Here is a 14,859-nt window from a genome sequence, read left to right as displayed (position 1 = left end):
GGGGAAAGGATAATGAAGATTCAGAAAAAGTGGACTTCGTTCATGTTTTTATTACTGCTTAGCTTCATCCTGTTAGTCGGATGTGGCGGAAAACAGGAAGCTGCTCAAACATCAGGAGATAAGTCAGGAAAAATCGTGATTGGAGCAGCTTTGCCGGACTTTGATGACAAATGGCTCAGCTATTTGCAAGATGGAATGAAAGAATATGAAAAAACACAAAAAGATGTCGAAGTGATCTATGTCGATGCAATGAATGATGCTAGTAAACAGTTATCTCAGGTCGAAAATTTCATTCAACAAAAAGTCGATGCGATTGTATTAATACCGGTAGACACGGTTTCTGCACCAGAAATGGTCGATAAAGCGAATCAAGCCAACATTCCGATCGTAGTCGTTAACCGAATTTTTGACGGTGTGGATAAAGCGACCGCTTATGTTGGTTCAGAATCGATTAAGGCTGGAATCATGCAAATGGAAGAAGTAGCAAAGATTCTAGGTGGAAAAGGAAACGTTGCCATTATCAATGGGCAAATGGGACATGAGGCACAAATTAAGAGAACAGAAGGAAATAAGCAAGTGCTTAAAAAATATCCGGACATGAAGGTGGTATTGGAAGGAACGGCAGAATGGGACAGAGCAAAAGGAATGTCGTTAATGGAAAACTGGCTTCAGTCTGGCAAGAAAATTGATGCGGTTGTCGCTAACAACGATGAAATGGCTATTGGTGCGATCATGGCATTGGAAGACGCAGGAAAATTAAAGGATGTCGTTGTAGCAGGAATTGATGCAACGCCGGATGCGTTGGAGTACGTGAAAGAAGGAAAATTAAAAGTGACTGTGTTCCAAAATGCGAAAGGACAAGGTCAAGGTGGACTAGAAGTTGCGATTAAAGCGGCAAAAGGAGAAAAAGTGGAAAAGTTCAATTGGATTCCTTATGAGTTGGTAACGAAAGATAATGTAGAAGAGTATATCAAAAAGTGGCAATAATGTCTTCCGTTCATCATAGTCAATCTCAAAAGGAGGGGTATTGCATCTTGTCAATGCCCTTCCCAAAAAAGAGATAATCTTAGTGAAAATGAGGGGAAGCGTATGAGTAAAGACTACATATTAGAAATGATTGATATTACAAAAGAATTCCCAGGAGTCAAAGCGTTAGACGGTGTACAGCTTAAAGTTAAAAAAGGAACTGTCCATGCACTAATGGGAGAGAATGGAGCTGGAAAATCAACATTAATGAAAATATTAATAGGAATTTATACTCCTGATAAAGGAAAAATTATATTTGATGGAGAGAAATTAAAAATTTCTACCATTAAGCAAGCTCTTGATAAAGGAATTTCTATGATTCATCAAGAGCTTAGTCCGATACCGAACATGACAGTAGCGGAAAACATTTTTCTAGGAAGAGAGCCTAGTTATAGATTTACAGGATGGTTGAAAACGAAAGAGCTAGAGGAAAAAACAAGAAAGTTATTTGAAAAGCTCGAAATTGATATCGACCCAAATGCGAAAATGTCAGACCTCAGCATCGCCAATACACAAATGGTCGAAATTGCGAAAGCGATTTCTTACAACTCCAAGCTTATCATTATGGATGAGCCCACATCTGCCATTACAGAAAAGGAAGTCCATCATTTATTTAACATTATCCGCTCTTTAAAAAAAGAAGGAGTGTCAATCATTTATATTACCCATAAGATGGATGAATTAGAGCAGATTACAGATGAAGTAACTGTATTAAGAGATGGAAAATATATAGGAACAAAGCCAAGCAATCAGATTACGAGAGATGAACTGATCCAAATGATGGTAGGAAGAGAATTAAATCAGATTTTTCATAAACAACCTGCAGAAATTAAAGAGGTAGCATTATCGGTAAAAGGATTAACGAAAAAAGGCAAATTTGAAAATGTTAGTTTTGAAGTGAGGAAGGGAGAAATTGTAGGTTTTGCTGGATTGATGGGGTCAGGGAGAACAGAAGTGTTAGAGAGTATCTTCGGAATTACTCCTCCGGATTCGGGAGAGGTTTACATTAACGGGGAAAAGGTCAATATCCGCTCCACACGCGATGCGATTAAATACGGAATGGGATTATTGACCGAAGACCGAAAGTTAACCGGCTTATTCCTGCCGCTTTCCGTTCAGGATAACATGATTACGGTGACAATCGATCAGTATACAAAAGGTGGATTTTTAAATGAAAAGAAAATTCGAGAGGACTGTCAACGGCTTTCCGAGCAATTAGCGATTAAAACACCAAGCCTTCAACAGCTCATTAAAAACTTGAGCGGCGGAAACCAGCAAAAAGCGCTGATTGCCAGATGGCTGCTTCAAGATCCGGATATTTTGTTTTTAGATGAGCCGACACGGGGAATCGATGTCGGGGCGAAATCAGAAATTTACAACTTGATTTTCGATCTTGCCAAAAAAGGAAAAGCGATTGTGGTTGTTTCCTCTGAGCTGCCAGAAATATTAGGCTTAAGCGACCGAATTATCGTCATGCACGAAGGAAGAAAAACGGGTGAATTAAGCAGGGAGGAAGCAACACAAGAACGAATCATGGAGTTAGCAACTGGGGAATTAGTTACTACTGGATCATAACGATTGGAGGGAGTATACATGAATAGCCAAGTGTCTGTTGTGAATAAACAAGAAAAGTCGAAGCCGTCCATTAGTTCCAAAGAAAGAGTTTCCCGTATTTTACACAAATATGGGATGTTATTTATCCTTATCGCATTAATTATCCTCATGTCTGTTCTTTCTCCGACATTTTTTACGACCGGGAACTTATTGAATATTGTTAGACAAATGTCTGTTGTAGGAATTGTCGCGATTGGTGTAACGATCGTTATTATCACTACCGGAATTGACTTGTCATCCGGTTCTGTCATCGCACTTGTATCTGTTATAGCGGCCAGTTTTGCACATCCAGATACGTATCCGGTCATTGTCCCGATTCTTATTGGCCTCGGGGTGGGGCTTCTTACAGGCGTGATCAACGGGACAATTATTTCCAAAGCAAAAATCGCTCCGTTTATCGTCACGTTAGGAATGATGACAGCTGCAAGAGGTGCGGCATTACTCTTTAGCGATGGACGACCAATTGGAAATTTGTCAGATTCTTTTAAGTTTATAGGCCAGGGAACGTTAGCAGGTATTCCTGTTCCGATTATAATCTTCGGGTTTGTAGGATTCATTTCATATATTCTCTTAAATAAAACAAAATTCGGCAAATACGTATATGCTATCGGTGGTAACGAACAAGCAGCTATTATTGCTGGTGTTAATGTAGATAAGTATAAGATTTTGGTATATGCATATGCTGGTTTACTATCGGGCCTTGCCGGAATTATTTTAACGTCTCGTATATCATCTGGCCAGCCAACAGCAGGTATGATGTATGAATTAGATGCAATTGCTGCGGCTGTTATCGGCGGTACAAGTCTTTCTGGAGGAATTGGCACGATTGGTGGCACAATTATTGGCGCGCTTATTATTGGTGTCTTGAATAATGGGCTAGATTTGCTAAATGTTTCTCCATATTGGCAACAAATTTTAAAAGGAGTCATTATAACTGTTGCTGTATTTATTGATTCTCGGAAAAATAGAAAATCATGAGGTGGGAAAAGCATAATGAAAATCGCATTTAATCAAGCAACAACGATGAAGAAATCCACATTAAAAATGGATTTAGAACTCTGTGAGAAATATGGATATGATTTAATTGAGATTCGATTAGATAAGTTAAGAGAGTACCTCATTGACCATAAAGTAGAAGAGTTAAAGGCTTTTTTTGAACGGCACCGAATCAAGCCGTACGCGTTTAATGCATTAGAGTTTATTACATTCAGAGATCAAGAAGGATATACACAAATACAAAATGATTTGCGATTTTTGTGTGAGATTGGTGAAATAATCGACTGCAAAACAGTGATTGCTGTTCCAAGTTTCGATATTGGCGATTATACAATATCAGAAATAAAACATGAAACGGTTCGAGTGTTACACGAGCTAACACAATTAGCAGAACCATATGGGGTACGGTTGGCATTGGAATTTTGCGGGTATCCGAATTGTTCGGTCAATACTTTTGCGCAAGCATATGACATTGTCCAAGAAGTAAATCGAGACAACGTTGGTATTGTATTAGATTGCTTCCATTTTCATGCGATGAATTCCCATATCGAAGATTTACAAAAGGCAGACCCATCGAAAATTTTCGTGTTCCATATTGATGATTGCGAGGATTTGCCGGTTGGAGCACTACGCGACCATCATCGTGTATGGCCGGGAGATGGGGCTGTTGATTTAGATCAAATTTTGCATACTTTAAAGGGGATTGGCTATGACGAAATGGCTTCAGTAGAACTGTTTCGGCCGGAATATTGGGAATGGGATATAGAAAAAACGATTAAAACTGCTAAGGAGAAAACGGAAAAAATATTAAGCAACTATTTTGAATTAAGTAGATCGTAAGAAAGGTGGGTGGAAAGAATTATGGAGACGATTCGATTAACGACTGCACAGGCATTAATTAAGTTTTTAAATCAACAATATGTTGAATTCGACGGAAAAGAGCAAAAATTTGTCAAAGGAATTTTTACAATTTTCGGACATGGGAATGTACTTGGTATCGGCCAGGCACTCGAAGAAGATCCTGGAGAATTAGAAGTGTACCAAGGACGTAATGAGCAAGGAATGGCACATGCGGCGATCGCCTTTGCGAAACAGAAACACCGAAAACAGATTATGGCATGTACTTCTTCCGTAGGTCCTGGGGCAGCAAATATGGTGACAGCGGCCGCAACTGCTTCTGCTAATAATATTCCAGTCTTATTGCTTCCAGGAGACACGTTTGCGACAAGACAGCCTGATCCGGTTCTTCAGCAAATTGAGCATTATCATGATTTAACGATTTCTACGAATGATGCCTTTCGTGCCGTCAGTAAGTATTGGGATCGAATCAGCCGTCCGGAACAGCTCATGACGGCAATGATTAATGCGATGAGGGTGTTGACAGATCCTGCGGACACAGGTGCAGTCACCATTGCTCTACCACAAGATGTTCAAGGTGAGGTTTATGATTTTCCTAAATATTTCTTCCGAAAACGTGTTCATCGCATTGAGCGCCGTGTACCGACCGCTGATGCAGTGAAAGATGCAGTAGAGCTGATCCGCAGAAAGAAAAAGCCAATTATTATTTGCGGTGGAGGTGTTCGTTATTCAGAAGCAGCGGAAACATTAAAAAGATTTTCTGAAAAATTTCATATTCCTTACGGTGAAACACAGGCTGGTAAAAGCGCAATTGAAAGTACGCATGCGTATAATCTTGGAGGAATTGGGGTAACTGGTAATCTTGCTGCTAATATGATTGCCAAAGAAGCTGATCTTGTTATCGGAATTGGTACAAGGTACTCGGATTTTACAACTGGTTCAAAACAATTGTTCCAAAATCCAGACGTAGACTTTTTAACAATTAACGTGTCCGAATATCATGCATATAAGCTAGATGCGGTTAAAATCGTGGCTGATGCCAAACTAGCACTTCTTGCCCTTGAACGGGAGCTAGAGAAGATTGGTTATCGTTCAGAATATATCAATGAAATCGAAATGGCAAAGTCAAAATGGAATGCTGAATTGAAACGTTTGTATAAAGTACGATACAATGAACAGGATTTTGTACCAGAAATTTCCGGTCATCTCGATGACGTGCTTCCTGAGTTTTATGAATCATTTGGATCTTGTTTAACACAAACAGAAGTAATTGGGGCTATCAATGAACTTATTGATGAAGATGCGATTATCATCGGTGCATCAGGAAGCTTACCAGGTGATTTGCAACGAATGTGGGTATCACGTAAACCGAATACGTATCACATGGAATACGGTTATTCGTGCATGGGGTACGAAATCTCCGGGGCCCTTGGAGTGAAGATGGCAGAGCCGGATAAAGAGGTATACGCGTTTGTAGGAGACGGAAGTTATTTAATGCTTCATTCAGAGTTGATTACTAGCATTCAAGAGCGGAAAAAAATCAATATTTTATTATTTGATAACGCTGGTTTTGGGTGCATTAACAACCTACAAATGGAAAATGGAATGGGAAGCTTCGGCACAGAATTCCGGTATCGGAATGAGGAAACAGGGCGTTTAGATGGAAGCCTGATCCATATAGATTTTGCGCAAAGTGCAGCCGGCTATGGGGTGAAAACGTACAAAGTTCATACGCTTGAACAGCTAAAAGAAGCAATCGAGGATGCGAAAAGACAAACAGTATCGACATTAATTGATATTAAAGTTCTTCCGAAAACAATGACACATGGATATGAATCGTGGTGGCACGTTGGAGTTGCAGGGGTCTCCCGCAATCCAAAAGTAAAAGAAGCGTATATGCGAAAAGAGAATGAGTTGAGAAAGGCACGAAAATACTGACAAAACGAGGTGTATAAAAATGGAATCAAATAAACAAATAGCTAATCCGTTTCGAATTGGCATCGCTCCAATCAGCTGGGTTAATGATGATATTCCTGGTCTTGGCGACCATTATACACAAGATCAAGTCTTATCTGAAATGTCTTCGCTGGGATACATTGCTACAGAAATGGGGAGGCTTTTTTCGCAAGATCCCCCATCATTAAAATCAAAACTAGAAAAATACGGAATTCAATTAGCAAGCAAATTTATAGGCGTATTATTTTCCGATGAAAAACGTTTAGAAGAGGAGCTGCAATCGTTTCAGAAATGGGTGGAATATTTGCATGAAATGGGTTGCGAGCATGTCATCGTATGTGAAATGGGCGGCTCCATGCATTGGGATCCTCGTCGTTCTCCTGAGGATAAAACAATTCAAAAGTTAACAGAGAAAGAATGGGCGTCGCTGGTTGAAGGGTTACATAGGGCAGCTAAACTATGCCAGCCATTTGGCATGAAACTCGTTTATCATTTCCACGCCGGTACTGTGGTAGAGACCGCGGATGAAATTGATCGTTTAATGGAGTTAACAGATCCGAATCTTGTCCATTTACTATATGATACGGGTCATGCATTATATGGTGGCTACAATCCGTTAGAGCTTTTGCATAAGTATGAGGATCGAATTCAATATGTTCATTTAAAAGATGTTCGACTTAATGTTCTTGAACAGGTACGAAAGGAAAATCTTGATTTTCGCAGTGCGGTATTACGCGGAATGTTTACTGTACCGGGGGATGGTTGCATTGATTTTGCTCCAATTTTTGAAAAGTTGATTGAGATTCAATATGACGGCTGGGTTATTGTTGAAGCAGAACAAGATCCTGCTATTGCACATCCATATAAATATGCAAAAATGGCAAAAGACTATATCGATAATACTGTTCAAGCTTTAATGGCTGCTAGACAACAGTGAAGGAGTGAGAAAATAAATGAGTCAGTTAGTTATTTCGAGTCACAAGCCGAATCAAGAAGGAAATGTGTTACGAGTGACACCGGAATCTGCTGGATGGAAATATATCGGATTCGAAGTATATGTTCTACAAAAAGGGCAAAAGCTGCGGAAGGAAACAATCAATCAAGAAGCATGCTTAGTTCTCCTTAGTGGAAAGGCAAATGTATTCACTCAATATGAACAATGGAAAAACATTGGTGAACGAATGAGCGTGTTTGAAAAAATTCCTCCGTATTCTGTGTATGTTCCGTCTGGGGATTTCTATGAAGTAGAAGCTGTAACTGATCTTGAATTAGCAGTCTGCTTAGCGCCGGGGAAAGGTACCTATTCTGCCCGATTAATTAATCCACATGAAGTGGAAGTGGAAATAAGAGGTGCAGGAAACATTGAACGGAGAATTCATAATATTCTTCCAGAACAAAAACAAGCCGATAGTTTACTAGTAGTGGAAGTATTCACACCAGAAGGAAACTGGTCGAGCTATCCTCCACACAAGCATGATCAGGATAATCTTCCTTATGAATCTTATCTGGAAGAAACATATTATCATAAAATTAACCCGGATCATGGATTTGCTGTACAAAGAGTGTATACTGACGACCGCTCGCTAGATGAAACACTAGTAGTAAAAAATGGCGATGTCGTATTAGTGCCGAAAGGATATCACCCTGTTGCGGCACCTCCAGGATATGAAGTGTATTACTTGAATGTCATGGCAGGACCAGTCCGAACATGGAAATTTCGCAATGACCCGGATCATGAATGGGTAATGGAAAGTAAGTTAGCAGCGAAACATTCATAGGGGAAAGGAGGATGTTTGATGAATCATTTAACATTTGATCTGCAAAAGCCGTTAGATTTTATCGCAATCGGTCGACTATGTATTGATTTAAATGCCAATGAAATTAACCGCCCAATGGAAGAAACGGTGACATTTACAAAATATGTAGGCGGTTCTCCTGCTAATATTACGATCGGAATGTCTCGTCTAGGAATGAAAACAGGGTTTATTGGTCGTGTGGCAGACGATCAGATGGGTAGATTTATTATCAATTATTTGAAAAAAAATAATATTGATACATCAAACGTTATTACCGATAAATCAGGAAGTGTGACGGGACTTGCGTTCACTGAAATTAAAAGCCCGACTGATTGCAGCATTCTTATGTATCGGGACAATGTCGCTGATTTGAAGCTGGAGCCAAAGGATATAAAAGAAGATTATATTAAACAAGCAAAAGTTCTCTTAATTTCGGGAACGGCGTTAGCGAAAAGTCCGTCAAGAGAAGCTGTATTCTTAGCGCTCGATTATGCAAGAAAACATGGTGTTGTCGTCTTCTTTGACCTCGATTATCGTCCTTATACATGGAATTCACTGGAAGAAACTGCGATTTATTATAATCTAGCGGCAGAAAAATGCGATGTTATTATCGGAACAAGAGAAGAATTCGATATAATGGAGCAATTTGAGAGCAATCGAAACGATGATGAGAAAACGGCGAAAAGATGGTTTGATTATCAAGTAAAAATCGTCGTTATCAAACATGGGAAAGACGGTTCGATTGCATATACAAAAGAAGGCGAGAAATTCAAGGGCAAGATTTTCCCAGCTAATGTCATCAAAACGTTCGGAGCAGGAGATTCGTATGCAGCTGCCTTTATTTATGGATTAATGCAAGGATGGGATATTCCGAAAGCGATGGAATACGGGGCAGCAGCTGCTTCCATTGTTATTTCTAGCCATAGTTGTTCAGATGCGATGCCGACATTAAAACAAATTGAAGATTTTATTCAGAAATACAAGAATGACCCAATAGTCACAAAATAAGACAAGGAGGAAGATCAAAATGACAACAACTGCTGGAGTACAAACATTAAAAAACTATATTGGGGGACGCTGGGTTGAATCAACGTCTGGAAAAACAGAAGTTGTTCCGAATCCGGCCACAGGAGAAGTTTTAGCTTATGTTCCAATTTCTAATAAAGATGATTTAAATCAAGCTGTTGCAGCGGCAAAAGAAGCATTTAAAACTTGGAGCAAAACACCGGTGCCGCGTCGAGCTCGGATTTTGTTCAAATATCAACAATTGCTTGTTGAGCATTGGGAAGAGCTTGCTCGCCTTGTTACGTTAGAGAATGGCAAAAGCTATAATGAAGCATATGGGGAAATTCAAAGGGGGATTGAGTGTGTCGAGTTTGCAGCTGGAGTACCTACATTAATGATGGGAAAACAGCTCCCTGATATTGCAAACGGTATTGAATCTGGAATGTATCGTTATCCACTAGGAGTAGTCGGAGGAATTACGCCATTTAACTTTCCGATGATGGTACCGTGCTGGATGTTTCCATTAGCGATTGCATGTGGAAATACGTTTGTTTTAAAACCATCCGAACGTACGCCGATGCTCGCCAACCGTTTAGCAGAATTGTTTAAAGAAGCAGGGCTTCCGGATGGCGTATTGAACATCGTTCACGGAGCGCACGATGTCGTCAATGGATTGCTGGAGCATCCGGATGTGAAAGCAATCTCCTTCGTCGGATCGCAGCCTGTCGGTGAATATGTGTATAAAACGGCAGCTGCTCATGGAAAACGTGTGCAAGCGCTAACCGGTGCGAAAAATCACTCGATTGTGATGCCGGATGCTGACTTAGATTTAGCTGTTCAGCAAATTATTAATGCCGCGTTTGGATCAGCTGGAGAAAGATGCATGGCCGCTTCTGTTGTTGTTACTGTTGGCGACATTGCAGACACGTTTGTAGAGAAATTAGTAAAAGCGGCAAATGAGATTAAAATTGGAAACGGGTTAGATGAGGATGTGTTCCTTGGACCAGTCATTCGTGAATCTCATAAAGAACGAACGATAAAATATATTGAACTTGGAGAAAAAGAAGGAGCACTTTTAGTGAGAGACGGTCGGAAAGATGCTGCAACGAATGCTAATGGTTATTTTATCGGTCCAACCATTTTTGATCGAGTAACAACGGATATGACAATTTGGAAAGATGAGATTTTTGCGCCAGTTTTATCCATTGTTCGAGTGAATACATTGGATGAAGCGATTGAAGTTGCGAATAAGTCTCCATTTGCTAACGGTGCTTGTATATATACAAGAGATGGAAGCAATGTTCGTAAATTCCGTGATGAAATTGATGCGGGGATGTTAGGAGTAAACTTGGGCGTACCGGCACCGATGGCGTTCTTCCCGTTCTCTGGCTGGAAAAACTCCTTCTATGGTGACCTCCATGCTAATGGTACGGATGGAGTCGAGTTTTATACACGTAAGAAAATGGTTACAGCTCGTTGGTAACTACACAGAGTATCAAGCGATTTTAGCTTGATACTCTTTCCTTATTACTGATAAGGGAGAAAGTGAAAGGCTCTGTGAGATATGGGATAGTTAGATTACATAAGGAAGATGGATATCTAGCATGGTCAATGGGAGTAAAAATTTCTATATTGAGTTCTTTTTCTATAGCTTGCTTAACTAAAAATATTCAATATCTATTCTGATTTAGGGTGTTGTTTTTTCTTATTTTTTATTTAATAGACAAAGAATTGTAATAAAACAGATATTTAATGGAGGGGGAAAGAGAGATGCCATTAGTATCAATGACAGGAATGTTGCGCCAAGCCCTGAAGGATAAATATGCAATTGGTCATTTTAATATTAATAATTTAGAATTTGCGCAAGCTATTCTTTTAGCAGCGGAAGAAGAACAATCACCGGTGATTTTAGCAGTGAGTCCAGGGTATATTCCACACTTAGGTGGATTACGAACAGCAGCAGCAATGGTGAAAGAGCTAATAAAAGAATTTAACATTACTGTTCCAGTTGCTCTCCATTTGGATCATGGTTCATCATATGAACAATGCTTACAAGCAATGTATGCAGGATTTACTTCTGTCATGATTGATGCTTCACACCATCCTTTAGAGATTAATATTGCAGAGACAAAAAAAGTCGTTGAAGCGGCTCATGTTTTAGGGGTTTCTGTAGAAGCAGAAGTAGGGAGAATTGGAGGGCAAGAAGACGATCTCATCATCGATGAAGCAGAGGCGATGTATGCAATTCCAGAAGAATGTGAACGTCTTGTGAAAGAAACAGGTGTTGATTGTCTTGCTCCGGCATTAGGGTCTGTTCATGGTCCGTATAAGGGGGAGCCAAGACTAGGTTTTTTACAAATGGAACAAATTCGGCAATTAACCGGTGTCCCGCTTGTTTTACATGGTGGAACAGGAATTCCTCTTCATGATATTCGTAGGGCAATCTCGTTAGGTACAGCCAAAATCAATGTAAATACGGAAAATCAATTAGCGTTCACTCGTGCGATTCGGAGAGCTTTAGATGGAAATACTACTTTGTATGATCCAAGAAAATATCTAGATTTAGCAAGGGAAGCAGTGAAAAATACGGTGAAACAAAAGATGCGTGAATTTGGTTCATCAGGGAAAGCAAAGGCCATTTTACGACATGTACTTTGTAAATAAATTATTTTCCAACTTTTATTAGGTTAGAATAAGAGGAGGTGAAGAATTGAATAAATATTCTTCTGTAAAAAACCATTTTATATTCCTAGTAGCTTCATTCCTTTTTTGGCTGTCAATTTTTATTTATATGCCGATCTTATCACCGTATGTTGAATTATTGGGAGGAACATATACATTTATTGGTATTGTTTTAAGCAGTTATGGTCTTATGCAATTTTTGTTTCGTGTTCCTATTGGCGTGGTTTCCGATTTTATAAAGCGAAGGAAGCCATTTATTATACTTGGAATGTTGATGGCTATGATTAGTAGTTTAATGTTTGCATTAACAGATAGTTTAGGTTGGGCACTTGTTTCACGCTCGTTTGCTGGAATTGCTGCCGCGACATGGGTAGCTTTCACGGTACTATATTCGAGTTATTTTCGAGACGAGGAAGTTCATCAGGCAATGAGCAGAATTTCTTTCGTAGTTGTTTTAGCCCAATTAATAGGCATGTCGTTTAGTGGTTATATTGTTGATGAATGGGGATGGCGAGCTCCGTTCTGGATAGGAGGAGTTTTAGGGGTTATTGGTATGATTCTTTCTCTTTTTATTTATGAACCAAGGGAAATAGTAAAACAAACATCTATACAAATAAAAGATCTCCTATTAGTGATGAGAGAGCCATTGCTTTTAAAGGTTTCTTTACTTTCGATTTTGGCTCATAGCATCATTTTTACTACGATGTTCGGATTTATACCGGTGTATGCATTGCAAATAGGGCTTCAAGAGCGTGATTTGAGTATGATTGTTTTTTCGTTTATGATCCCTCATGCATTAGCGACACTTTTCATGGGCAAAGTGCTTGTTCCGATACTAGGAAAATGGAAGTCGTTGACGCTGGCGTTTTTCTGTAGCGCTGTTTTTACTCTTATTACTCCTATTATTAAAGAAAAAGAACTATTATGCATTGTGCAAGCACTAAATGGGTTTTCGCTAGGATTATTGTTTCCATTACTATTAGGAATGTCTATTGAATCGATTGCTGATGATAAACGAGCAACAGCAATGGGAACCTACCAAGCAATTTACGCTATTGGAATGTTTGTAGGTCCATATCTTGCCGGAATGTTGAATTCGGCGATGGGGATTCATGCGGGCTTTTATTTTGCAGGTGTATTAGGAATAGTAGCAACGACACTAATATTATTATGGAATTATAAAGAACGATTGTCTGTTCACTATTCTGTTTATAAATTGAGAAAAAGACTAAAAACATTTCGAAATTAACATTCTATCATGTGCCGGTACGCTAAGTGCCGGTACTTTTATGTGCACTCGACATGGGTGTTATCTATAGGGTGAAAGTCCTGAGGGTGAAGGTAGAAGTAGCGGCTAGCTTATGCAAGGGTCGAATCTCATTATCCTTGAATTGGGACAATCTCTCCATGTAAGTCGTTTTATTGTAACGTATCTATTTAATTTGGCCGCTTTTTAGGCTGATATCGCTTTGTGGAGCTAAGAAGAGTATCTCACTCCTTCGTTTAAAGCTGTTTTGGACACGTGAGGCGTCACTTTGATTCCAACTTTGCAATATCAGTAAAATTTTATACTTTGTTTCACCGTTGTTTAGTAAAAGTTACAAATTTATTCTTGAAATTAAATTACAGATAATTTAAAAAATATAAACTAAAATTATTGAAATAGTTTTATAATTATGATAATAATAATAATTAGAAAAATAATTTACTAAATATTTTAGTTAAAACGTAAGGAGAAGTAGAAATGACAACAATTCGAGATATCGCAAAAAAAGCAAAAGTGTCCCCTGCAACGGTTTCTCGTGTACTAAATAATGATCAGACGCTATCGATGTCTGAAGAAACAAGAAAGCGTATTCTAGAAATTGCTGTACAGTTAAAATACAAACCTATGAGAGTTCGTCAACAGCAGTCTAAAAGAAATACAAGCAAGGAACATATTGAAATAGGTCTCCTGCTTTGGTGTTCCCAACAAGATGAATTTAATGACCTGTATTTTCTATCTATTCGAGAAGGGATTGAAAAACAGTGCTTAGATTTAGGAATACATATAACAAAGATTATTAGAATGACTGATCCGAAAAATGATGCTGATTTGTATGCTTCGAAATTAGATGGAATGATTATTGTAGGAGAAATTGACCCAAAAAGTTTAGTAAACATGTTTCATAAGGAAGATAGACTTGTTTTTGTTAACTATTCTCCAGATGAAAGACATTATGATGCTGTTGTTTCGGATTTTTGCCAAGCGACAGAATTGGCCATCTCGCATTTATTACAGCATGGTCATAAAAAAATTGGTTTTATTGGCGGTAAAGAACATATACGTCAATTTGGTTCTTATCAAATAACTGAGATAGAAGGCCAGCGTTTGAAGTAATGCAAGAGCATGGGATTTACGATGAAAAATTTGTTTACTTAAATGAGTGGTCAACAGCAAGCGGCTATCAAACAATGAAGGAGATTTTGACGCAATCAGATATTCCAACAGCGTTTTTTGTAGCTAGCGATCCTCTTGCCATAGGGGCTCTACGGGCTATACATGAGGAAGGTTTAAGTGCTCCTGATGATATATCGATAGTAAGTTTTAACGATATAGAAATAGCCGAATATGTAAATCCTCCCCTTACGACAATCAAAGTATATACAGAACAGATGGGGAGAACAGCTGTCAATCTGTTAATAGATCGTTTAAACGGACGGGAAATTCCAATGAAAGTGGTGCTCCCAACAAAGCTTATAGTCCGCAAAAGTTGTGGATGTGATTCTTAAAAATGATACGCTTTCAAAAAAGTTCAAGGAGGTGATAAAACACGAAATAAAAAGAGGTTAAGCTATAGACTAGCCAATACAGAAAATGCACTACACATTCTACTATTTTACCACGTTTCATAGTATTTGCAAATTTTACGGAAGAAGAGGGGGA

13 protein-coding genes are annotated in these 14,859 nt (G+C 38.9%); all 13 read left to right on the top strand.

Going from position 1 to position 14,859, the window contains the following annotated elements; translation table 11 throughout:
* Positions 1–12 precede the first annotated feature (12 nt).
* Positions 13–987: a sugar ABC transporter substrate-binding protein gene (locus tag DER53_RS15280; RefSeq protein WP_062752669.1), complete on the top strand. Its 975-nt coding sequence runs from the start codon at positions 13–15 to the stop codon at positions 985–987.
* 102 nt (positions 988–1,089) lie between these two features.
* On the top strand, positions 1,090–2,601 hold the full coding sequence (locus DER53_RS15275; protein ID WP_062752667.1) for a sugar ABC transporter ATP-binding protein: 1,512 nt from the start codon (positions 1,090–1,092) through the stop codon (positions 2,599–2,601).
* 18 nt (positions 2,602–2,619) lie between these two features.
* A complete protein-coding gene (locus DER53_RS15270; protein WP_082805401.1) occupies positions 2,620–3,618 on the top strand; it encodes an ABC transporter permease in 999 nt (332 codons plus the stop codon).
* Between the two features lie 15 nt (positions 3,619–3,633).
* The gene (locus DER53_RS15265) at positions 3,634–4,476 is read left to right on the top strand and encodes a sugar phosphate isomerase/epimerase family protein (protein WP_062752665.1); all 843 of its coding nucleotides are present in this window, start codon (positions 3,634–3,636) and stop codon (positions 4,474–4,476) included.
* 21 nt (positions 4,477–4,497) lie between these two features.
* Complete coding sequence (iolD, locus tag DER53_RS15260) at positions 4,498–6,432, top strand: 3D-(3,5/4)-trihydroxycyclohexane-1,2-dione acylhydrolase (decyclizing) (RefSeq protein WP_062752663.1); 1,935 nt, start codon at positions 4,498–4,500, stop codon at positions 6,430–6,432.
* Between the two features lie 19 nt (positions 6,433–6,451).
* On the top strand, positions 6,452–7,387 hold the full coding sequence (gene iolE, locus DER53_RS15255; protein WP_062752661.1) for a myo-inosose-2 dehydratase: 936 nt from the start codon (positions 6,452–6,454) through the stop codon (positions 7,385–7,387).
* A gap of 16 nt (positions 7,388–7,403) precedes the next feature.
* On the top strand, positions 7,404–8,228 hold the full coding sequence (iolB, locus tag DER53_RS15250; RefSeq protein ID WP_062752659.1) for a 5-deoxy-glucuronate isomerase: 825 nt from the start codon (positions 7,404–7,406) through the stop codon (positions 8,226–8,228).
* An 18-nt stretch (positions 8,229–8,246) separates the two neighbouring features.
* Entirely contained in the window at positions 8,247–9,254 is a 1,008-nt protein-coding gene (gene iolC / locus DER53_RS15245) for a 5-dehydro-2-deoxygluconokinase (RefSeq protein WP_062752657.1), read from the top strand.
* A 19-nt stretch (positions 9,255–9,273) separates the two neighbouring features.
* Entirely contained in the window at positions 9,274–10,734 is a 1,461-nt protein-coding gene (locus DER53_RS15240; RefSeq protein WP_062752655.1) for a CoA-acylating methylmalonate-semialdehyde dehydrogenase, read from the top strand.
* 287 nt (positions 10,735–11,021) lie between these two features.
* Positions 11,022–11,915: a class II fructose-1,6-bisphosphate aldolase gene (fba, locus tag DER53_RS15235; protein ID WP_062752653.1), complete on the top strand. Its 894-nt coding sequence runs from the start codon at positions 11,022–11,024 to the stop codon at positions 11,913–11,915.
* Between the two features lie 46 nt (positions 11,916–11,961).
* On the top strand, positions 11,962–13,182 hold the full coding sequence (locus tag DER53_RS15230) for an MFS transporter (RefSeq protein WP_062752651.1): 1,221 nt from the start codon (positions 11,962–11,964) through the stop codon (positions 13,180–13,182).
* Positions 13,183–13,677: 495 nt separating this feature from the next.
* Positions 13,678–14,313 (top strand): LacI family DNA-binding transcriptional regulator, encoded by a 636-nt coding sequence (locus tag DER53_RS17645; protein ID WP_082805400.1) that lies wholly within the window; start codon positions 13,678–13,680, stop codon positions 14,311–14,313.
* Positions 14,313–14,705: a substrate-binding domain-containing protein gene (locus tag DER53_RS17640; protein WP_082805399.1), complete on the top strand. Its 393-nt coding sequence runs from the start codon at positions 14,313–14,315 to the stop codon at positions 14,703–14,705. Before DER53_RS17645 ends, DER53_RS17640 begins: the two co-directional genes overlap by 1 nt.
* The last annotated feature ends 154 nt before the right edge of the window (positions 14,706–14,859 follow it).

The sequence above is a fragment of the Parageobacillus toebii NBRC 107807 genome (assembly GCF_003688615.2).
Classification (GTDB): Bacteria; Bacillota; Bacilli; order Bacillales; family Anoxybacillaceae; genus Parageobacillus_B; species Parageobacillus_B toebii.
The sequence above is the reverse complement of the archived record's forward strand: the minus strand, read 5'-3'. Positions and strand labels throughout refer to the sequence as shown.

What these genes read in the sequence shown, in the direction of transcription:
- DER53_RS15270 (WP_082805401.1), top strand. Translation starts at nt 2,620, where the DNA reads ATGAATAGCCAAGTGTCTGTTGTGAATAAACAAGAAAAGTCGAAGCCG.
- iolC (WP_062752657.1), top strand. Translation starts at nt 8,247, where the DNA reads ATGAATCATTTAACATTTGATCTGCAAAAGCCGTTAGATTTTATCGCA.
- DER53_RS15265 (WP_062752665.1), top strand. Translation starts at nt 3,634, where the DNA reads ATGAAAATCGCATTTAATCAAGCAACAACGATGAAGAAATCCACATTA.
- fba (WP_062752653.1), top strand. Translation starts at nt 11,022, where the DNA reads ATGCCATTAGTATCAATGACAGGAATGTTGCGCCAAGCCCTGAAGGAT.
- DER53_RS17645 (WP_082805400.1), top strand. Translation starts at nt 13,678, where the DNA reads ATGACAACAATTCGAGATATCGCAAAAAAAGCAAAAGTGTCCCCTGCA.
- iolB (WP_062752659.1), top strand. Translation starts at nt 7,404, where the DNA reads ATGAGTCAGTTAGTTATTTCGAGTCACAAGCCGAATCAAGAAGGAAAT.
- iolE (WP_062752661.1), top strand. Translation starts at nt 6,452, where the DNA reads ATGGAATCAAATAAACAAATAGCTAATCCGTTTCGAATTGGCATCGCT.
- DER53_RS15240 (WP_062752655.1), top strand. Translation starts at nt 9,274, where the DNA reads ATGACAACAACTGCTGGAGTACAAACATTAAAAAACTATATTGGGGGA.
- iolD (WP_062752663.1), top strand. Translation starts at nt 4,498, where the DNA reads ATGGAGACGATTCGATTAACGACTGCACAGGCATTAATTAAGTTTTTA.
- DER53_RS15275 (WP_062752667.1), top strand. Translation starts at nt 1,090, where the DNA reads ATGAGTAAAGACTACATATTAGAAATGATTGATATTACAAAAGAATTC.
- DER53_RS15280 (WP_062752669.1), top strand. Translation starts at nt 13, where the DNA reads ATGAAGATTCAGAAAAAGTGGACTTCGTTCATGTTTTTATTACTGCTT.
- DER53_RS17640 (WP_082805399.1), top strand. Translation starts at nt 14,313, where the DNA reads ATGCAAGAGCATGGGATTTACGATGAAAAATTTGTTTACTTAAATGAG.